Below are 20,240 nucleotides of genomic sequence, written 5' to 3' on the forward strand. Positions count from 1 at the left end.
CGATTCCAGACATGTTGACATCCAATGAGGAGTACGGCATTAAGCTATGGCCGGATTAACCATCGCCATCGTGGCGTCGTTGGAGGCGCTGTTGAACCTCGAGGCGGTCGATAAGCTCGACCCGCAACAACGCAGATCCCCTCCGAGCCGCGAACTGCTGGATCAGGGTATCGGCAACACGGTCGCGGGTTTGATCGGCGGAATTCCCATCACGTCTGTCGTCATCCGTGGCTCCGTCAATGTCCATGCCGGAGGTCAGACAAAGCTGGCCACAATCGTGCATGGGGCACTACTTCTCGTGAGCGTCATGTTGTTTCCGATGTGGCTGAACATGATTCCGCTGTCTTGCTGGTTACGGGCTTCAAACTCGCCAGTCCAAAGTTGATAAAGCGGATGTGGGATGAAGGCCGCTATCAGTTCATCCCCTTCGCTCTGACGGTAGCGGCCATCGTTCTAACCGATTTGCTGGTCGGGGTTCTGATCGGATTAGCGGTTAGCCTTGGCTTCATTCTCAACAGCAACCTGCGCCGCCCGATCCGTCGCTTTGTTGAGAAGCACGTGGGCTGCGACGTCCTGCACATCGAGCTCGCCAACCAGGTAAGCTTTCTCAATCGGGCCGCCTTGTTGAAAGTCCTTGATGCAGTGCCGCGCGAAGGCCAGGTGCTGTTCAACGCTCAGAACACGGACTACATAGACCCGGATATACTCGATCTCTTGCGAGATTTCTCCGAGGAGACAGCACCGGCGCGAGGCGTGCAGGTGAGCTTAATAGGGTTCAAGAATAAGTATCAGTTTAGGGATCAGATTCAGTACGTGGACTTTTCCACCCGAGTGCTTCAATGTACTCTCACTCCTCGGAAAGTACTGCAAATACTCCGTGACGGCAATGAGCGGTTCCGTAGCGGCCAGCGCCTGACCCGTGACCTCGGTCGCCAGGTCCGCGCTATGGCCGAAGCGGCTCTGTTGCGAAGTCAGTTGATCAGCACTCTTCATCAGGAAGGTCGAGTTGCGATCATCGGTGCGATTTACGATGTCGTCACTGGAAGCATTGAGTTCCTGCCGCATGCGGATGATTGCGTTTCTTGAGCATCAAGCGAAAGGCACCACCCAGGAGGCCATAACGAGAAGGATGAATTGTAGATATATAGTTTACGCGGAGATTGTTACTGATCTCTTCCTCGTTGTTTCGGGACATTTTCCTGATGCACCGCCCGGCCCCTGTTTCGTCGGTCTGACGGTCTCGGCTAAGCCGCCTCAGCCCTTGACGCGTCAGCCGGGCGTATGGGAGACTATTTGGAGTATGACCAGTTCCGCGAGTAAATTCCGAGCTGCATTCTCTTTGACGGCAGCTTTGCTGGTCCTGATCGCTGCGCCGCTGGCGTGGGTGCCCAGTGCGTTCTGCCAGTGCGGCATTTCGACCCACGACGACGCGTGCTGCGGCGATGCGAAAGACTGCACCCCTTGCGAATGTCCAGCATGCGAGTACCACCGGGCGACGACAATCGTTGCATCTGTTGACACGTCAGAGCAACGGCTGACGCAAAACGATCTGCTCTTTGCCTGGGCTGATGCGACCGAATTGCCTGTGGCCAACAATCTGGCGGACGCCTCTTCGCACGCCCCACCACCCGTGACTGCGTTCCAGTGTTGAGTTCTCTTGGCGCGGTTGACGTTGTGATTCTCTGCGCGGGCAATGCGCAAATCGCGTGTTGAACAGTTGGGGCCTGCGTGCGGTTCCAGGCTCCCGTCAATCCGTCTCATGGCCATGAGACAAGAGACCTCTGTCGGCTCCATTGCGTGTCCAATCACCGTCCCTTGGCACAAAACAAACCCTAGCCGTACAGCGTCCTAAGGCAACAACGACCAGTCACCTGGAGAAAAAGATATTTTGACGTTGAGCAGTACAATGGATCGCAACTAAAGTACGCCTGGATCGAAAAGCACCGCGAACAGATCCACGAGGCGTATCGTGATAGCGACTCCGTCTACTGTTATCGCAAAGTTCTTGAAGACATCCTGGAACAAAACCTGCGATGCTGCCTCGAATCGGTGCGGCGGACCATGCGTGAAGAAGGCCTGATTTCCAAGGTCAAACGCCAGTTTGTCGTCACCACCGATTCCAATCATCACTTTCCCGTGGCTGAGAATCTATTTGATCGGAGAAATATGAAATGGCGTAGGATGAACATTATTTCTGTCGAACACCGCTGTCGTTCAGACCAGATCCAAGTCCTGGTCTCCACGGGTATGACGAGTAACCGCCTCGTCGCTATTTTTCAACAGCGGTTCGATCCGCTGGCACGAGTACCGATTCCAGTAGGCGAACCAACTCGTCTTTCGTTTTGCTGCCATTGATTCGCCTGAAGAGTTTTCCGTCCTGAAAGAGCAGGAGTGCCGGTATCGCCTCGATCTCGTATTTCGCGGTCGTGAATGGATTGTCCTTTACATTCATTTGTCCAATCTTGACCCGTCCATCGTACTCTTCCGCCAGTTCCCGGATGATAGGTTTCATCTCCAGACACGGCTGGCACCAAGCCGCCCAAAAGTCAACCAGCACTGGCTCATTGCTACGCAACACGTGCTCTTCATAAATCGCATCGGTCAACACAATCACGGCCTCGTGACCCACAGAATGCCCCTCCTGCGTTCCTGTCTCCGGACCGCAGCTCGCAAGCAGCATAAATATCGCAACTGGCAGTGCGTTGATTATGATTGTTCGCATGATGTATTCCTGTCAGGCAAAAACGCAGCGTACATCGCTCATTCTCATCCGCTTTCTCAGTCCCTTAGCATCCGTAGACCGTTGCCGATTACCAGAAACTCACTGAGTTCATGTCCAAGCACGGCGATCGGGAGCGAGAACCAACCGGCCACCGCCCCGACAACCAGCACACTGATCACCAGCCCCGACAAGACGAGGTTCTGTCGAACGACCCGCTGGTTACGGCGGGCCAAGTGTAGGGCGTAAACCAGCTTCTCCAGGTCGTCGGCCATCAGTGCCACGTCCGCTGTTTCCAAAGCCACATCGGTGCCAGCCGCCCCCATTGCCACGCCGACCGTGGCTTCAGCCAGCGCCGGGGCGTCATTGACTCCGTCTCCTACCATCACGACATGTCCGAGGCTTCGGGCGAGTTCACGCACCTTTGCGACCTTGTCCTCCGGCTTTAGGTCGGCATAGCAGTCGTCGATGCCGGCCTCTTTGGCAATCGCCTGGGCCGTGCGCTCGTTGTCACCGGTGAGCATGACCACTTTCTCTACTCCAGTCCTGCGCAAGTCATCAATGGCCTGACGGGCTTTTGGGCGGATATTGTCGCGGATGGCGAACAGCCCCCACGGGATGCGGTCGTCTCCGAAAACCACAACCGTCTGGCCTTCGGCCTGGAGGCGGACTATCTGCTCCCAAAGCGGATCAAGACTAATACCAAGCTGATCTTCGAACAAACTTGGCTTGCCGATGTGCAGCGTTGTTCCATTGAAGGTCGCCGAAGCCCCCGCACCGGTCAGAGAATTGAACGCTGCAATTTCAGCGGGGTCGACTCCTTCCGCCTCAACGTAGCTCTGGATGGCTCGCGCTAATGGGTGTTGGCTCAGCCGTTCAATGCCTGCCGCCACAGCGAGGATCTCCTGACGGGGGGGAATCGACTCATCCTGTTCGGCCAAAATGACCTCCGTGACCTCCGGTTGACCTCGGGTGATCGTGCCCGTCTTGTCCAGGGCTACAACCCTGATACGCGCCAGTTGCTCGACGTATATGCCCCCTTTGATCAGCACCCCATTCCGCGCCCCCGTGCCGAGCGAGGCGACAAGTGTCACCGGGATAGAAATAACTAGGGCACACGGAGCCGCCGCGACAATGAACACCGTGGCACGGATCGTCCAGTCTGTCCCGGATGTGGAAAACCACAAGGCCGGAATAACCGCAAGCAGGAAGCCAATCAGTAGAACGGCGGGGCTGTACCAGAAGCCAAATCGCTCGATGAACCGCTGGCTTTCCCCCTTGCGTTCCTGAGCCTCTTCGACCATCTGGATGATGCGTGAAATCGTGTTCTCGGCAAACGCCTTCGTCGCCCTTACCTCCAGAGAGCCTTCACCATTTATGCTGCCTGCAAAAACCGTCTCGCCGGGTTGCTTCTCGACCGGAAGGCTCTCACCGGTCACAGGAGCCTGATTAAGGCTTGAGCGACCAGCAGCCACCTCGCCGTCAGTCGCCACTGCCTGCCCCGGCCTGACGAGAAACATGTCGCCGACTCGCAGGTCTTCGACAGGAATCTCGCGTTCTTTTCCATCGATAAGCAGCAAGGCGGTCTTGGGCGCCAAGTCCATCAGCGCTCGAACCGCCGACCGTGTCTTCGATTCCGTGTATCCTTCGAGCGCCTCGCTGATCGAATACAGAAACACCAGCATCGCCGCTTCGGCAGGTTGGCCGAGCACGTAGGCCGCAATGGCGGCGACCGTCATCAGCAGCTCAATGTCAATCCGCCGCTCGAAGAGCACTTCTTCAATTGCTTCGCGACCGAAATAGTATCCGCCGACCAGAACACTGAGCGTATACAGCGTCAGCGGCAGCCAATCAGGAAGGGCGTAACCGAGCAACCAACCGACAAGCAGCAGCACGCCTGAGATTAGCGAGGAAAGAACCTTCGGGTCTTTCCAGAACGGCTGCGGTTCAGCGGTTTCACCCCGTTTCTGAACGGGGAAACCAAACTCACGAAGCTGGCCTTCGAGGTCATCTTGCGAGACTTTCTGTTCCTCGGCTCGAATACGAACGGTTCCCGAAGAAGCCAGGATTTGAAGCAACTCGACATCCGACTGAGATGCGAGCGACCGACGCAAACGCGCAGCGTCATTCTCACAATCCAGGTTGGCAACTCGGAAACGGTATTCTTTCATAGTTCACATTCCATCGATTTCCATCATTCCCCTATGCCGCTTACTTGTCCTGATATTTCTGGCTGGCCCTCAAGCTGCACGGCGCGGTCGTCGTCCCTTCTTCAATTCGATTCCAAACTCGACAGCGATCTTTAGCAATGTGGCAACACAGGTAGTGTTCGCCGACATTTCACGCGCTCCGCGTACGCTGTACTAGCGAATTAGTTCCGCCAATCGCCGACGATCTTCAAGCTTGTATACAATAGGCCGTCCACGTTTTCTGGAGCCTGACATGTGACTCGCTTTCCTGTAAAGAATACCGCCAAGTCGGAATGATTCCGGCATTGGCGGCATCGCATTAACACATGTTGCGTATCACATCTTCGGTTTAGATGTAAAGGTTCCACTGGGGCCTGTAAGCTTGACTGGTGTTTTACCGGCCTTCTCAACGGCTTCCCACAGTTGCAGCGGCGAGAGTATCGCATTGACCTTGGGAGTGACGGTTGCAGTCTTGGACTTCACGTCCGTCTTGACACCGCCCACTCCGGGCACTTCGGACAATTCTGCGGCAATATTCTTGGCGCAGCCTTCGCACGTCAGCACCTGCAAGGTGATAGTCGTTTTTATGGTGTTGGCACTTACAGTGTCGTCAGCCGCCCACAAGGAACTCGTTGAATAAACGGCCAAGGCCAGCGCGACACAAGTTAACAAACGATACATATTGAGACTCCATTTTCGGGAAACACTTGATGGAAAAAACGACAGACTACGGGGTGATATAGAATGTGCTACATGGAACTCTCCTTTCGTTTAAGCGTTGGGGTTAGGGCGTTCGGATAAGAGTGTGGCTGGGGACGCACGGTTTCACAGGCTGGCGAAACACGTACTCAAGCCCCAGCCACAAGGACAATCACTGCGTTCTTTGTTTGGGAAAGAAGTTTGTTTCTTGGTCATCATCGGTGCGTGACCGTAAATCCAGTTTCGCCACAACATCGTGGAAACAGTCGCTTCCGCAGCCTGGCGAGAGACAGGTCGTCGGTGCGGAGCAGCCACACATGCAGCCCGGTTGGACCAGCAGCGCGCCGCCCGTTCGTTTCAGTAGCTGGCGCAATGAATGATCACTCGGTCGAGACATTCCTATTCTTCCGGTTTGGGCGGTTTGTGGCCGGTCTTGGCCTCGTAGCGAGCGACGAATTTGTGGACTCGTGCGGGGCTGCAAATGAAGCATTGCGATTCGGGGCGATCATGTTCTTCGCACCAGTCACCGGCCTCCTTGAATTTTGCAACCAACGATTTGTCGCACTGGGCACACTCTTCTTCGGGCACGCCGTGCTCGACGCACCACCAACCCCCGTGACTGTGATCGATATTGGTCACCGCCGCTGCCCCGGCGGGATCTTTCTTCATCGCCTCACCCTTGCCGCAACCACTCAACATGACCACGCTCAGTGAAAGCAGCGCAAACATCGTCGTCAACCCAATCCAAAGGCTGCGCGTCCGAAACATCCACTTCATCAGATTCTCCTTCGGCATCGCCGAACTGAAGTTAGATCGATGCCGGTTCAGGGGTATGCCTGAGTTCCGGCTCAATCGGTTCGTCTGGTTCAAGACGATGACCGTCATCGTCTCCTCTATCATCATTCTTATGCAGACTCTCCACCGGCAGGTTGAACACGACATAGAGCACGCGTAGAACAAGCAAGCTCATGATCATCGCGCTACAGACGCCACCAATCACAACTGTTGCCAGCGGTCTCTGGACCTCCGCGCCCATTCCGGTGCTGAAGGCCATTGGCACGAACCCGAGACTGGCGACTAGAGTTGTCATCAGAATCGGTCGCAACCGAGTCATGGCTGCTTCTTCGACTGCTTCGTCAAGCGAACGTCCGCGCCGGCGAAGTAGTCGAATCGTTGAAACAAGCAACATGTCGTCCAGTACTGCGACGCCGGACAGCGCGATGAATCCGACCGCAGCCGAAATGGAAAACGGCATGTCACGAATCCACAGCGCCAAAATGCCGCCAATCCATGCAAATGGAACGCCGGTGAAGACTCGAAACGAGTCAACCCAATTGCGATACGTCATGTAGAGCAGCGATAGAATCATCAACAGTGCAACCGGCACGACAATCATCAACCGCGTTTGAGCGCGTTGTAGATTCTCGAATTGCCCACCCCAATCGATGCGATATCGTCCCGCCGGTAGCTGCACCTTTTCATCAACGACACGCTGTGCCTCGGCGACGAAGCTGCCAAGATCGCGGCCACGCACGTTGGCTTCGATCGTAATCCGCCGCTGGTACCAATCCCGTTTGATCGTATTCGGCCCTTCGACCTTTTCGATGGTCGCCAATCGTGATAGCGGGATTCGCTCACCCGATGGCGTCGCAACGAGAATCTGACGGATCGCGTCGGGATCGGCACGAGCTTTCTCCGGCAGTCGAATAATAAGCGGAAATCGCAATTGACCCTCGTAAACTTCCCCGACATTATGGGTTCCGAGTGCGCGAACGAGGTTCATGATCGTACTGGCCGTTATTCCGTAACGAGCAATTTCATCCTGCTTCACTCGAATTTGGAGCACCGGCTGGCCGGAAACTTGTTCGACTTTGACGTCCTCGGCACCGGGAATGGACTGCAAGGCCCGCTCGACTTCCGATGCTTTGGCGACCATTAGGTCAAGGTCATCCCCGTACAGAATGGCAGCGACATCGGAGCGGACGCCCGAGATCATCTCATTCATCCGCATCTCGATTGGTTGTGACATGGCCAGTCGTGGACCGGGCAGGTCACGCAGTTCTTCCTGCACAAGCTTCGTCAGTTCTTCCTGCGTCTCCGCCCGCATCCATCTTTCGCGCGGATGAAGTGTGAGAAACAGATCGGTCAGCTCGGTACCCATTGGGTCGGTTGCGACTTCCGCTGTCCCGATACGACTCCATACCTGTGCGATCTCATCCGGAAACTTTTCCAACAACACTTGCTCCATCTTCGTGTTGTAGCGAATGGATTCCTCCATCGTGGTTCCGGCCAGTCGCACCACGTTTATTGTGATGGCACCTTCGGAAAGCCGAGGCACGAACTCCGAACCAAGATTGGGAGCAACGAGGCCGAAAACACTGACGAGCAAGAGCAGGGCCGACCCGATCACGAACGCCTTGTGATGCATCGTAAACCGCAGTACGGGTGCGTAGAGCCGCTTGAGTACGCGGATCAGCAGCGGTTCTTTTTCTTGGATGTTTTTTGGGAGAAACAGGCTAGCCAAGACAGGCATGAGAGTCAGCGACAGAACCATCGAGCCGGCAAGAGCCATGATGACGGTCATGGCCATCGGTCGAAACAGTTTTCCTTCGATGCCTTCGAGCGTCAGGATCGGCAGATAGACGATCATGATGATCAGTTCGCCGAACATCGTCGGTTTGCGAACCTCGACCGCTGCGTCGCGAATGATCTGCAAACGACTGCGCCCGTCTCGATTGTGAGCCAAATGTCGCACGCAATTCTCAATCATTACGACCGAGCTATCAACGACCAAACCGAAATCAATCGCACCCAAACTCAGCAGGCTGGCAGCGATCCCGAATTTCAGCATCCCGGAGAAGGCAAACAGCATCGATAGGGGAATCGCCATCGCCACGATCAGTCCGGCCCTCAGATTGCCGAGAAAGATGAACAGTACCGCGACCACCAACAGTCCGCCCTCGAACAGGTTTTTCTGGACGGTGTGAATGACGTGATCAATCAACTCGGTGCGGTCGTAGACGGTTTGAATCTTTACGCCGGCCGGCAACGTTTCTTGAATGCTCTGGATTTTTTCCTTGATCGACCACGTGACGTCGTGACTGTTTTCGCCCATCAGCATGAAACCCAGCCCCAGCACCGCTTCGCCGCGACCGTTGGCGGTGACTGCTCCGCGACGAATTTCGTGGCCGATCTGCACGTCAGCGACATCGCGGACGCGGATCGGCACGCCATCTTCGGACGTGATCACAATGTCTTTGATCTCTTCGATGTTGACCGTTCGTCCCACGCCATGAACGAGCAACATTTCGCTGCCATCGGTAATCGTTCCGCCGCCGACGTTTTCGTTGTTGGTTTGGAGCGCGTCTGAGACCTGTTCAAACGTCAGTCCATACTTGAATAGCCGCTCGGGATCGAGCCGCACTTGATACTGCTTTTCGTAACCACCCCAACTGTTGACTTCGGCGACCCCTCGCACTGATCGCAATTGAGGCTTGACGACCCAATCGTGAATCGTTCGTAACTCGGTCAACCGCTTGACACGCTCCTCCTTCGAGACTTTCGAGAAGTCAACGCCGTCGTACACCAAGACGTAGTGGAAGACTTCACCCAATCCGGTTGACACTGGTCCCATCTGCGGTCGGCTGATCCCGGCAGGCAGTTCGACTGTTGAAAGCCGTTCGTTGATCAGTTGTCGAGCGAAGTAGATGTCGATGCCATCGTCGAAAATGACTACGACCTGTGACAATCCAAACTTGGAAATAGATCGCAGTTGATTGAGTCCCGGCAAACCGCTAATCGCCTGCTCGACTGGGAAGGTAATCTGTCGTTCGATCTCCTCCGACGCCAGCGACGGCGCAACGGTGTTTATTTGGATTTGCACCGGGGTCGTGTCCGGGAAGGCGTCGATGTCGAGTTGCTGAAGCGAAAACGCACCAACGACAGCGAACAGACCTGCCGCCAATATCACTAACGCACGATGGCGTAGCGAGAAATCAATGAGCCAATTAAGCATCCATGCGCTCCTTATTCAGCGACGCAGTCACAGCCTGCACCGAGATTGTTTTTTAGTAACTGCGCTCGCAACACGTCGCTGCCCACAGTGGCAATCACCTCGCCCGGAAGAACACCAGAGATCACTTCTGTGTAGTTGCCGTTGGTCGCCCCCAAACGCACTGAGCGAACGTGGAATACTTTGAAGCTTTCGGGACTGTCGAAATAACTCTTGTCGCGGACGAACACGACCTGACAACAGCCCTCCCAGTGTGACGACCCCTTTGGGATCACGATGGCATCAGGTTCGTTTCGCAAGATGACCTGCCCTCTGCCAAATGTCTCACTTCGCAAATGGCCATCGGAATTGGGAAGCACGGCTCGAATTTGCACCATGCGAGTCTGCTTGTCTGCGGCTGTACTGATCCAGTCCAGTTGGCCTTGGACTTCGTGTCGGCTGCCGTCTGCTTGAAATCGGACGCTTTGACCGACAGCAAGCTGGTCCATGCTCTCCAGCGGAACGCTCAGAGTGAGCCACATCTGTCGCGTATCGGCGACTTGAAATAGAATTCGTGTCGGATCAACGACTTCACCCGGCGCTACGGTTCTCTTGGAAATAGCACCATCAATCGGTGAAACGATTGGCAGTAAGTTGGTGGTTGCTGTCAGACTGTCAAGCTGTGATCGAATCTCATCGGGAATTCCGAGCAACCGCAGGCTGTCCAGAACCTGCCGGTCAGACATGCTTCGCAAAGAATCGACCTGCACTGGTAAGCCAAGATTTCGCAGTGATTGCTCGGCATTCAGGACATCGGCCTGGGCTTTGGCCAACGCGGCCTCTGCATCGAGGATCAACGATCCAGCAATCACTTCACGAGCCTGGGTGAGTCTCGATACGTTCTGTTGTTGCAACTTCTCTTCGGCGAGCGAACGCAGTAGATTCGATTTCAGATTGCCGACTTCAGGGGCATCGATGACCGCGAGAAGTTCGCCCTTGGCAACTTTGTCTCCGACGTTCTTTTGGACCATCCACACGCTGCCGGGCAATCGAGAAGCCAAACTCGCTAGTCGAGTCGGGTCGTAGACAATCTCGCCGCTGCCGGAAATGGATTCCACAATCGGATGTCGCTCAACCAATTCCACATCGACACCAGCTTGCTTCACGGACTCGACCGAAGCGAACTGGATGCGCGTCTCGTAAACCGCGCAGGCGCTGTTGTTTTCCTTTCGCGGAGCAATGGCGAGTGCCCGTGCCGCCCGCTCCAAGTCACTTGCCAGAACAGTTGGCGTTTCTTTCAGTTGGGCAACGTCAGGATGATGGAGCGGGCAGTTATGAACGCCGTGCTCTGGGCACCATCTGTAGTCTGGTCCTTTGGGCATCAGTGTTGGATCACACTGGACACAAATCGATTCCGGGACCGAGTGCTCTTCGCACCAATCAGTCCGAACAGCCTCCGCAGAGCCAGTCAATGCGGCGAACTTAGGGATTTTCCAATCGTTGCGGTGGCCAAAATAGAATACCGCTGCAAAGCCAATGAGAACCAAGGTTGGCCCGATGCCGCCGAGGACCAGCGATATAATCCGCCGAATCTTGCCACGCGGCTTCGTAGTGGTGCCGGGAGACTTACCAGGACTATTATTCACGTCCGACTCTGGGGATGATAGACCTAGGCTCGTCTCTGGCGTATGGATGACTGAATGATTCACGATAGTACCTCCTGCTGGGTGAAGATGGGAAAAGCACGGAAGGCGAAGCGCAATCCAAGTGCTTACCAAGGAGCGCAGGCGAACCAGAAATCTGAACTCAACGCGTAATTACAAATGTAATTGGTAGCAGAGTTCGCTGGTCAGCGAGCGCAGGCCAGCAGCGGCCTATAGCGAGAGAGATGCGAAGACGAGACGAACGTCACGTCCGCTTTCGAGTCCGAAGCGGTGCGGATGATCTTCGCAGCGAGATGCGCAGGCTCTGCAGAAGTCCAGCGTGCCGAAGCACACCGGCGCAAAGTCGAGGGACCACGCAAGATCGGAGGAAACGATCCGACTGTTCAGTTCGGGCGTGATCTGGCAAACACAGCCGGATTCACACGGAGATGGCGAATCGCAGGGACAGCCCGCCGGGCATGAACGACTCTCACTTGAAACACACGTACAAGTGTGGGCTGGCGAGAAGGCGACCGGTCGCGCAATATCCCCACTTGCCACACAAAAAAGCGGGCAAAAAGTCACACGAAGTGTGATGAAGGTGAGGATGGTGAAACGGAACATCTGATTACAACCTTACTCTACGCTCTACAACGAATTTGCATAGTTACTGTGTATCCTACGATCTGGCAGGGCTGACGTCAAGCCCATTCCGAACTGCCTGCTTCAATTTATCATCGGCACGAACGCTGAGAAAGTTGGCAATAATTTAGAATCTAGAGCGCGTCACATTTTAGTCTAGCGCGAATGCGGTAAGTCTGGTAGACTGGTGAAGTCTCATTTCATGGAGGATTTCACATGTTGATTTATTCCAAAGAACGCCGCCTCGAAGTTCTGAAAGCGTATGCAGCCGGTTTAACAACCCGGGAGATTGCATTGCAATTTCAATGCAGTGAATCGTGGGTTAGACGGGTCAAACAAGAGTTTCGAGATCAGGGAAAAACCAGCCCTGCCACCAGGCGTAAACGAGTTCCCCAGTGGCATTCACTGGCAGATCGAATTCAAACTGCAGTCTCAAATAAACCGGATATCACTCTGCAGGAATTGAAGGATCAGCTTGGCACAGCACTCTGTCGTCAGACATTGTGTCGCGCATTAACACGTTTAAAGCTCACTCTCAAAAAAAAGTCCTGATCGCATCAGAGCAGGATCGCCCCGATGTTCAACAACGTCGTGCTGAATGGAAAGTCAGACAGCAGGGACTGGATCCGGAACGGTTCGTTTTTCTCGACGAAACATGGGCAAAAACAAATATGACGCGTCCCAGAGGACGTTCATTGAAAGGCACGCGGTTGATTGCCAGGACGCCGCACGGACATTGGAAAACAACCACATTCCTGGCCGGTTTACGAACCAGCGGCTTAGTGGCTCCCCTCGTTGTTGATGGAGCGATCAATGGTGATGTGTTTGTGGCTTACGTACAACAGCATCTGGTTTCTGTTCTCCAGGAAGGAGATATGGTGGTCATGGATAATCCCCATCTTGCGGGGCACTTCAGCTACCGGAATTCCTACTTCAGCCTGGCGTAAAGCAAAGGCGATTTGTTCTTCTGTGTAGCGTTTTTGTTTCATAGACCTGGTCCTTTTTCTGAATACAAGATAACAAATTCTCTCGCATTCCGCATGGATCAAGAAACGGGGGGAAGGTCAACATATTTTGTTATATGTGAATTTGCAGCTACTTCTTTCCAGGTACTGACCTTCTTTTTCATGTTTCGTTCTCTGTTGGATGAGATTCTTAATGTCGATGTTTTTTCACTAAAGACTACATGGAACACCTGAGTGTCGTTTGTTAGCGCAACATTCAATCACTCAGGCGTTCCAACTCAGGAGTTTCCGTATATATACTGTATTTATTCTTAAGTCTTCTAAATCTGTATCTGTTACTTCCGTAAGTTCGTCGAATACAGAGTGGGAATTAGGATCAGTCGGATTGACCTGACTGAATGCGATCCAAAGGTGCTGAGTTTAATTAACTTTTCCGGCATTCCATGCATCACAGTTCTCCTGAACCTGATAATTCTAATCTCATAATCCATCCCAACGTATAATTTTGAGATGTTCTCGTTGGCCGATTCTCGAGCCCTCTCTTTGTAAGAGAGAGCTCGAGATAGACCGTCCAATAAAAGTCTTTCTTTAAGCTGTTTTCAACAGATTCTGGTCTGAACCTGCCTGGATGCGACCTTCAGAAAGACGTAAGGTTCTGCGGGCACACTCCGCAGCAGACAAATCATGTGTTACCATGATGATCGTGCGACCTTCCTCATTGAATTGACGCAGGAAAGCAAGAACCTGATCACGGGTCTCCGGATCAAGGTTCCCTGTCGGTTCATCAGCGAGGATGATCAACGGGTCGTTGGCCAGCATGCGAGCCAGTGCGACGCGCTGTTGCTGACCAATACTGAGTTCACTCGGTTTATGATGCAGTCTATCCTGCAGCCCAACCGTGCCCAGCAATTCCTCCGCCCGCTCCTGTTGCTCTGTTCTAAACTTTTGTGACAGCATCATAGGGACCTGAACATTTTCAATCGCGGTCAGATAAGGCACCAGATTGAATGTCTGGAAGACAAATCCAATCTTATTCTGTCTGACTTCAGCGCGCTGCTCAATCGGCAAATCATAAATTGATACGTCGTCGAGCAGAATGCGGCCTTCAGAAGGGGCCGACATTGCCCCCAGCATGGAGAGCAGCGTCGTTTTTCCGCTCCCGCTGGGACCGATGATCGCAGCGAACTCACCTTGCGCGATTTCAATAGAGGTCGAGTCTAGCGCGACCACTTCGTGCTGTTGCTTACAATATACTTTTTTAACAGATTCTAACTTTAACATTTAGTTATACCTCCTTGAAACAGAGACAGGGATCGAGGCGGGAAGCCTGGCGCGCCGGAAAATAACTGGCAGCCAGAGTGACCAGCACCGCAACCGTAGAGGCAACGATTGCCAGACTCGGGACTGGAAACACTGCTACACTCGCAAATACAGGTCCCAGAAAGACTGCTATCAGACTTCCCAAAACATAACCGCTAATCCCCCCGGCCAGGCCCAGCAGAGCCGCTTTTGCCAGGAACAACTGCGTGACGAATCTCGGCGTGGCCCCCAGAGCCATCAGCGTGCCGATTTCGCGACGACGTTCTATGACGTTCGCAAAGCTTGCACTCGCCATACTCGCACCACCGACGGCCACCAGAATCGCAAGGAACAGGTACGATAGATTTGTCATCATCCGGTTAATCGAAACCTGAGTTTCGACCACATTGGCGATCGTCACCACCTTGGTACCGGGCAGTAATGACTGCAACTCCCCTACCAATCCGTTAGCGACGTCTTCGCAGCAGCCCATAACTTCAATAATATTCACAACCGGTCCTGTTCCTGACAGCCGTTGCACAGTATGCAGGTGGGCGAACACCCGACTGTCATCGACGGTCCCCGTCGAGGGAAGCACGCTGAGTACCTCAAACGTTTCCCCCAGAAGTTGGAGCTGGTCCCCTTCTTTCAGTCCCTTACTGGCGGCAAAATCAGAACCAAGCAAAACTTCAGATTGATTCAGGTGTTGCAGAGCCCTGCGTTCTGCCAGGGAGTCTGGAGCGTCCAGATTTTCATCAGCCACGTTAATCTTAGCTTTACAACCTTCATGCTTTTTGAATAGCATGCCGCCTCCCGACCAGGCATTCATCTTCTGTATTTCGGACTGTGGCAGGATGCCCGTCAGAATCACGTTGCGGTCGTCCAGTTTGGTGGGGACACAGAGTTTGGGGGTAATCGCTTCCACTCCGGTCAGTCCCGCCAGTGCCAGTTCAGCCACGTGTTCTTCTGGGATGGTTTCCTTGTGCATGTCTGCAGCATAATAATCCTGCAGTGTGACGCCTTCGGGGAGAATCAGTACGTTCGCTCCCAGTTCGTCAAGTTTACCAGCAACCTCCTGTTCTGAGAAAATTGTAACGTTGCGGATCGCTACCAGCGCTGTCACACTCAAAATGATTGCCAGCAGGCTGGCGATCAGCGCCGTAGGACGCTCTTTCATTTCTTTCCAGATTATTGTTCTCATTGTCATGAGAGACCTCCTTAAAGTATATGATGCAATGGTTTATTTACAGTGTTTGCAGCCTTCCACGCCGCAGCTTTTTCCAGCTTTTTTCAGCTCGGCAATCAGCTGCTGGCTGGTCACACTATTGTTGAACTTCCCGACCATCACACCAGGAGGTGCCATAAAAATGACAGACGAGTTTTGTGAGTCAGGCACTCTCAGTTCATTCAAAAAGTCGCGTTCGGTCGGCTCAGATTGTGAGACGGTAATTACTTCAACCGCGTTTTTGTAACAGGGCATCGATTGGAAATTCTGAACCCCATTGGGAATTCCTGTACTATTTGAGGCATTCACACACAGTAGCACCATTCTACGGTTCTGCAGATTCAACATGCACCGGGATTTGGCGGGGGATACGAATGCCTGCTGAATATAGTCAGCGTTGATCTGTTTCACATAGGAACCGGTGACCGCCCCATTGGGAGCAACTGCCAGCGTAAGCGGCATGGGCGCGCGTGAGACTCCATACTGTTCAACAATCTTGCGTTCCTGGGGATCGCCGGTGTTAACCGCCACAACGGACGCTGTGTTTTTGTCGGACAGATTCTGCTGCAGTGTGCTCCACATGCTTTTGGTGGTTGTATCCTGGTCTTTCCAGAACATGATAAACGTGTATTTATTCTGTTCCGCTGCGGAAGCACGTGATGCTTCCGCCTTGCTCAATGATGCCACCCGGGGCGTATTTTGAGCCGGGGAAACATTCGACATGGAAACCAGAAGAGTGCCTGCGGCCAGCAGACGAATACCATTATTTTTGAACAGTTTTAAAAAAGTGTGAGACTTCATATTATAAACTTCCTTACCTGTTTGTTGATTATGCTGCGATTTTGATCTGCAAAAAGAGGTAATGGGCTCGACCTGTAATTGCGCGCAGAAGCAGCGAAATGCAGTCTGATTTAAACAGACACAGGCGCAGCAGTTATCATTTGAATCAGAATTGAATTCAAAGAGACGGTCAGCAAGATTGCTGTGGACAATTAGTGACCGTTACTGCCAGTAGGCAAGCGAGCCCGAGAGAAATTTATAAGCGCAGTGGGAGTATTACAGCCGCCTGTGAAGTGTCATTCGCTACGTCATTCAGATGAGTTACGAAGCGGCAGGACTGATCCAGATTAACGACCAACGTCACCGGATGGGTGCAACTTTCCAGATGCACTACCGGCCCAACAGAGGCAAATATTTCGTCAGAAACATGACACGTACAGGGACATTCATGTTCTTCATCCAGCGGCAACTGCTGCTGGACTCCCTGTCTTTGATTCCACCGAGCACAACAGAAACAGGCTGTGGAAACAGCTTTGCAGTCACCGGATTCGTGCTGAACTGATTCTCCCTGCGCAGCAAATCCATGTCCCCAGCAGACCGGGCAGGGTTGCAGTAGTAGAACGATCATGAACAAGCGAATCAGTTTCATCACACATCTTAGCGAAAAAAAGTTTTACAGCATTCTGCCGGCTTGAAAGACTTTAGATAGACCTCAAGCAATCAATGGATTTTATATCCTGTATCCCTCGTAATCATACAAGACAAGCACTTCTAGCATCGACATGCGAAGTGCTGCCGCTTGATCACAACTGGATAATAATACTGGTTCTGTCGATTAGTCTAAAAACTTTCGACAAAGGCAGCGAAAACCGTGTAATCAATGCATATCCCCCATACATCCAGAGAGGGAATAAGGGTGTTGAATCCTAGGTTAATTAGTAAGATCTGCCAAGATCAAAACAGGGATGATATTAACTTAGTGGCAGGGCTTTACAAGCACCCCTCTTGCAACATCATGTCCAATCGCACATCGCCCCTGAAAAGTATCCAACGTGATCACACTGACCTCGGATGAAATATGATGGATCAGAATTTCAGAGTCGACGAGAACACCAATTTCTGAGAGATATCTCAGCGAATCTGCAGCCTGCAAATCGATCCATCCTTTTGTGGAATGGGAGCATCACCCGGGTCATATTCAGGATGATTCAAAAAGTCATCGATATAATCAATCAGTCTGTCAGAAGCACAAGGCTCCAGTCGGAAGGCGTCTTTCTCCAGTGTTTTCCAGGTGACTCCCAACGACTGGCAAAAGAAGAATTCGAGAAGTCGACGCCGACGGACCGTAAGGTGAGTCTGTCTTCGACCGCTCTCCGTCAGAATTGCCCCTTCATAAGGTATTAAGTTGTAAACACCGGTCAGAAAACGTAGCGCCTGCCGGTTGAAAAACGTAGCGCTGGTTATGGAAAGATTCGTCCGATGTGTAGCTTGGAGATTCGGACGAAGATTGGGTCCTTATCTTACTTCGTCTCGTTTGACTTGCTGCTTGAGGTTTTTGTGTGTCGACGTTTCGCGTCTTGCAACCGGTAGCTTATGCGTTGTCGTTCGGATGATCTTGCAAGCCCGCTTCATGCCCGGCCAATCGAAATGCTCGTTGAGCATCGTCGTCGTGATTAGTCTTCGATGTTCAACACGTCCATGTCCCTTACAAAGCGTCGAAGCTTCTTTACGTCCGCTTCCATTTCGCGTCGTTGCCAGGGGGGAAAAGCCTTCGGTTTCAGCGAAGGCGAGTTGAATCTCTTTCAGCAAGGTTGGCTGATTTTCCTTGACAGTGAAAAAGTAATCACCGTCCGAATCAACGGTCTCTTCGCAAATATCTCGCTGGCAACACATGGCGTCTCCAATGATCGCTTTTCCCTTCAAAACAAGAGTTTTGAACAGATCAAAGACAGCCTTCGCTTCATTCGTTTTACAATCAACACGCGTCTGACTCAGCACGCAACCGGTTTGATGATCGAGTGCAGCGAGGAGATGCACTGCGCGTTGATGCCAATACTGTTCGACACGATATTTGCGCACTGTCGCATAGTAGTATAAAATACTGCCATAACGACAGGAATCAGCATGGTTAAGAAACGACCTCATCAGATTGAAGCAAGTGATATCACCGGTCTTAAGTATCTGGATCGGGTCTTCCGCTGTTTAAACGCTTGCGTCCCGAGGGTACAGAACGCGACAAAGCCGGTAATCGGCAACTGTTCTACGATCAGTATTGCGCGCTGCAGTTGCTTTATCTCTTCAACCCGATTGTTACTTCACTACGTGGATTACAGCAGGCCAGTGAACTCAAAAAAGTTCAGAGAAAACTCAACTGTCCACGATCTTCTCTGAGATCTCTGTCGGAGGCAGTTCGCGTGTTTGATCCCGAGCTACTGCGGGAAATCGTGGGCGAATTAATTGAAAAACTGCCTGTCCAAGAGCCTCAGGATCGGCGTCTGCAGGATCTGGCTCAGGCACTGACTGCCGTAGATGGTACGTTCCTCAAAACACTGCCTCAGATCACTCAGGCCTGTTTTTCAACCCGACAAGATAAGGGATGGCAGTTGCATACACATTTTGAAATACTACGGGGAATTCCTGTTCGCATGGATTTGACAGATGCCACCGGTATGAAAAATCAGTACTGTCCAGAGTACTGGAAAAAGATCGTTGCTACATTCTCGATCAGGCATATGAAAAATATGCCCTGTTTAATGAGATTGTTAATGCCGGCAGCAGCTATGTCTGTCGGATCCGTGGGGATCACATTTTTGTAGAACAGGAATCCCGTAAATTAACCGCAGAAGCCCAAGCAGCAGGCATACTGGAAGATCAGTCAGGGTATTTGGGTTCTCCCAAGTCACGGAGAACCCAAATGCCAAGATCATCTGGTGCGGCGGATTACTGTGAAAATTACTCCTCATCCTAAACGGGGAGGACGGAGGTGGGAAGGTGCTACCCAGGACCTGGTTGTAGCCACCAATCTGCTGGATGTACCAGCAGAAGTCATCGCACTGATTTACCAGCACCGTTGGCAGATCGAATTGTTCTTTCGTTTTTTGAAGCATGTACTCGGCTGTCGTCACTTGTTCAGTCAGGATCCACAGGGGGTTCAGATACAGACTTACTGTGAGATGATTGATTGTTTATTGATTAGTCTGATCACAGGTAAAAAACCGACACTCCGAACATATGAAATGCTGTGTTTTTACTTCAGTGGGCTGGCGGATGAGGAAGATCTGATCAACCATATAAACCGCCTGCAATCCCACGAATCCAGATAAAACGAGAGCTCTCGCCTGACTACTGACTGTTGGTGACGAGATGATTCATGCTGCGCAGTTCATAAGATTCAGCTGTCGCATATGAGCCCCATCTAAAAGAGGCTCGTAGACAAAACCTCTGCAAAATACTGCGCACAAAAGTTAAAGTATTAAATCAGAATCAAATGCAAACGGTGGGCTGAACAGTATTGCGTTGATGCGTCTGTAAACTGCCGCACAACGTATTGCCTTCAATGGAAGTTGCACACAGAGAATCATTATCAATTTCGACGCCTTCTAAAGTGCACATCCATTCGCGAATCGCCTGCTCAAATTCTTCTGGACAAATCTTTTTGAGGAGATCTGTGTATGTGTTCGCACACGGTGGAATTCGTTTGAAGCCGAGCCAATGATAGGTACTTCGCTCAAGTTGGCGAACCCATTTCGCAATCATTCGCATACTGCGAATTCCACTAAGTGTTCCGCAAATAATAGCCGCCAGCATGGCATTAAAAGTGTGGCGTTGTCCCTGACGCCCGCGATGGTCGGTGATCTGATCCAAAATGGAAAACAGGTCGCACAAGTCGGCGGGTTGCATCGTATTGCCTCCTTGGTCTTGTAAAAGTTGAACTCCGTTTTGTAACTTTGTGGAAAAATATCCCCAAAACAGGACGTTATTTCCTACCCAGACCTACTACACACATTCAATGCCATATTCTGAGCAGCCCTGGTGAAACCCTACTTCGGTCTTGACACGTCTACTGTATCTTTGTAAAATTCTGATTA

17 protein-coding genes and 3 pseudogenes are annotated in these 20,240 nt (G+C 52.3%); 7 read left to right on the plus strand and 13 right to left on the minus strand.

Features of this window, described 5'->3' with window-relative positions:
* Positions 1-46: 46 nt before the first annotated feature.
* From HG66A1_RS32895 to HG66A1_RS32900, 3 genes and pseudogenes are all read left to right on the plus strand, one after another.
* Positions 47-951: pseudogene (locus tag HG66A1_RS32895) on the plus strand (bifunctional SulP family inorganic anion transporter/carbonic anhydrase); the annotation flags it as partial.
* 178 nt (positions 952-1,129) lie between these two features.
* On the plus strand, positions 1,130-1,651 hold the full coding sequence (locus tag HG66A1_RS25575) for a hypothetical protein (RefSeq protein WP_145190915.1): 522 nt from the start codon (positions 1,130-1,132) through the stop codon (positions 1,649-1,651).
* A 302-nt stretch (positions 1,652-1,953) separates the two neighbouring features.
* The gene (locus tag HG66A1_RS32900) at positions 1,954-2,355 is read left to right on the plus strand and encodes an IS3 family transposase (protein WP_228030879.1); all 402 of its coding nucleotides are present in this window, start codon (positions 1,954-1,956) and stop codon (positions 2,353-2,355) included.
* On the opposite strand, the gene HG66A1_RS25585 is transcribed toward HG66A1_RS32900, so the two are convergent.
* The 6 genes from HG66A1_RS25585 to HG66A1_RS25610 form a co-directional block, all read right to left on the minus strand.
* Entirely contained in the window at positions 2,270-2,722 is a 453-nt protein-coding gene (locus HG66A1_RS25585) for a thioredoxin family protein (RefSeq protein ID WP_197996798.1), read from the minus strand. The two genes, HG66A1_RS32900 and HG66A1_RS25585, sit on opposite strands and share 86 nt — an antisense overlap.
* A gap of 56 nt (positions 2,723-2,778) precedes the next feature.
* On the minus strand, positions 2,779-4,890 hold the full coding sequence (locus tag HG66A1_RS25590) for a heavy metal translocating P-type ATPase (protein ID WP_145190918.1): 2,112 nt from the start codon (positions 4,888-4,890) through the stop codon (positions 2,779-2,781).
* Positions 4,891-5,244: 354 nt separating this feature from the next.
* Positions 5,245-5,589, minus strand: a complete 345-nt coding sequence (locus HG66A1_RS25595; RefSeq protein ID WP_145190921.1) for a heavy-metal-associated domain-containing protein — start codon at positions 5,587-5,589, stop codon at positions 5,245-5,247.
* 417 nt (positions 5,590-6,006) lie between these two features.
* Complete coding sequence (locus HG66A1_RS25600) at positions 6,007-6,384, minus strand: hypothetical protein (protein ID WP_197996799.1); 378 nt, start codon at positions 6,382-6,384, stop codon at positions 6,007-6,009.
* Between the two features lie 31 nt (positions 6,385-6,415).
* Positions 6,416-9,622, minus strand: coding sequence for an efflux RND transporter permease subunit (locus tag HG66A1_RS25605; RefSeq protein ID WP_145190924.1), 3,207 nt, complete (start codon positions 9,620-9,622; stop codon positions 6,416-6,418).
* 11 nt (positions 9,623-9,633) lie between these two features.
* Positions 9,634-11,244, minus strand: a complete 1,611-nt coding sequence (locus tag HG66A1_RS25610; protein ID WP_349680633.1) for an efflux RND transporter periplasmic adaptor subunit — start codon at positions 11,242-11,244, stop codon at positions 9,634-9,636.
* Between the two features lie 855 nt (positions 11,245-12,099).
* Here HG66A1_RS25610 and HG66A1_RS32905 point away from each other — a divergent pair.
* Positions 12,100-12,435, plus strand: coding sequence for a helix-turn-helix domain-containing protein (locus tag HG66A1_RS32905; protein WP_002648756.1), 336 nt, complete (start codon positions 12,100-12,102; stop codon positions 12,433-12,435).
* A 119-nt stretch (positions 12,436-12,554) separates the two neighbouring features.
* Positions 12,555-12,716 (plus strand): annotated as a pseudogene (locus HG66A1_RS32565) (IS630 family transposase); the annotation flags it as partial.
* A 57-nt stretch (positions 12,717-12,773) separates the two neighbouring features.
* On the opposite strand, the pseudogene HG66A1_RS25625 reads toward HG66A1_RS32565, so the two are convergent.
* The 6 genes and pseudogenes from HG66A1_RS25625 to HG66A1_RS25650 form a co-directional block, all read right to left on the minus strand.
* Positions 12,774-12,872, minus strand: a pseudogene (locus tag HG66A1_RS25625) (transposase); the annotation flags it as partial.
* Positions 12,873-13,436: 564 nt separating this feature from the next.
* Positions 13,437-14,129, minus strand: a complete 693-nt coding sequence (locus HG66A1_RS25630) for an ABC transporter ATP-binding protein (RefSeq protein WP_145190933.1) — start codon at positions 14,127-14,129, stop codon at positions 13,437-13,439.
* Positions 14,130-14,133: 4 nt separating this feature from the next.
* The gene (locus HG66A1_RS25635; RefSeq protein ID WP_145190936.1) at positions 14,134-15,354 is read right to left on the minus strand and encodes an ABC transporter permease; all 1,221 of its coding nucleotides are present in this window, start codon (positions 15,352-15,354) and stop codon (positions 14,134-14,136) included.
* 33 nt (positions 15,355-15,387) lie between these two features.
* Positions 15,388-16,173: a hypothetical protein gene (locus HG66A1_RS25640; RefSeq protein ID WP_145190939.1), complete on the minus strand. Its 786-nt coding sequence runs from the start codon at positions 16,171-16,173 to the stop codon at positions 15,388-15,390.
* A 1,110-nt stretch (positions 16,174-17,283) separates the two neighbouring features.
* On the minus strand, positions 17,284-17,616 hold the full coding sequence (locus tag HG66A1_RS32910) for a metal-dependent transcriptional regulator (protein WP_145193911.1): 333 nt from the start codon (positions 17,614-17,616) through the stop codon (positions 17,284-17,286).
* Between the two features lie 51 nt (positions 17,617-17,667).
* Complete coding sequence (locus HG66A1_RS25650; RefSeq protein WP_145190941.1) at positions 17,668-18,297, minus strand: ISAs1 family transposase; 630 nt, start codon at positions 18,295-18,297, stop codon at positions 17,668-17,670.
* Between the two features lie 269 nt (positions 18,298-18,566).
* Between HG66A1_RS25650 and HG66A1_RS25655 the strand changes: the two genes are divergently transcribed.
* Together HG66A1_RS25655 and HG66A1_RS25660 are read left to right on the plus strand one after the other, a co-directional pair.
* The gene (locus tag HG66A1_RS25655; RefSeq protein ID WP_145190944.1) at positions 18,567-18,968 is read left to right on the plus strand and encodes a hypothetical protein; all 402 of its coding nucleotides are present in this window, start codon (positions 18,567-18,569) and stop codon (positions 18,966-18,968) included.
* Between the two features lie 129 nt (positions 18,969-19,097).
* Complete coding sequence (locus HG66A1_RS25660; protein WP_194242513.1) at positions 19,098-19,475, plus strand: transposase; 378 nt, start codon at positions 19,098-19,100, stop codon at positions 19,473-19,475.
* 160 nt (positions 19,476-19,635) lie between these two features.
* On the opposite strand, the gene HG66A1_RS25665 is transcribed toward HG66A1_RS25660, so the two are convergent.
* Positions 19,636-20,052 carry a transposase family protein gene (locus HG66A1_RS25665; RefSeq protein ID WP_145190947.1) on the minus strand — a complete coding sequence of 139 codons (417 nt, stop codon included), beginning with the start codon at positions 20,050-20,052 and terminating at the stop codon, positions 19,636-19,638.
* Between the last annotated feature and the right edge of the window lie 188 nt (positions 20,053-20,240).

The sequence above is a fragment of the Gimesia chilikensis genome, from assembly GCF_007744075.1.
Lineage (GTDB): Bacteria > Planctomycetota > Planctomycetia > Planctomycetales > Planctomycetaceae > Gimesia > Gimesia chilikensis_A.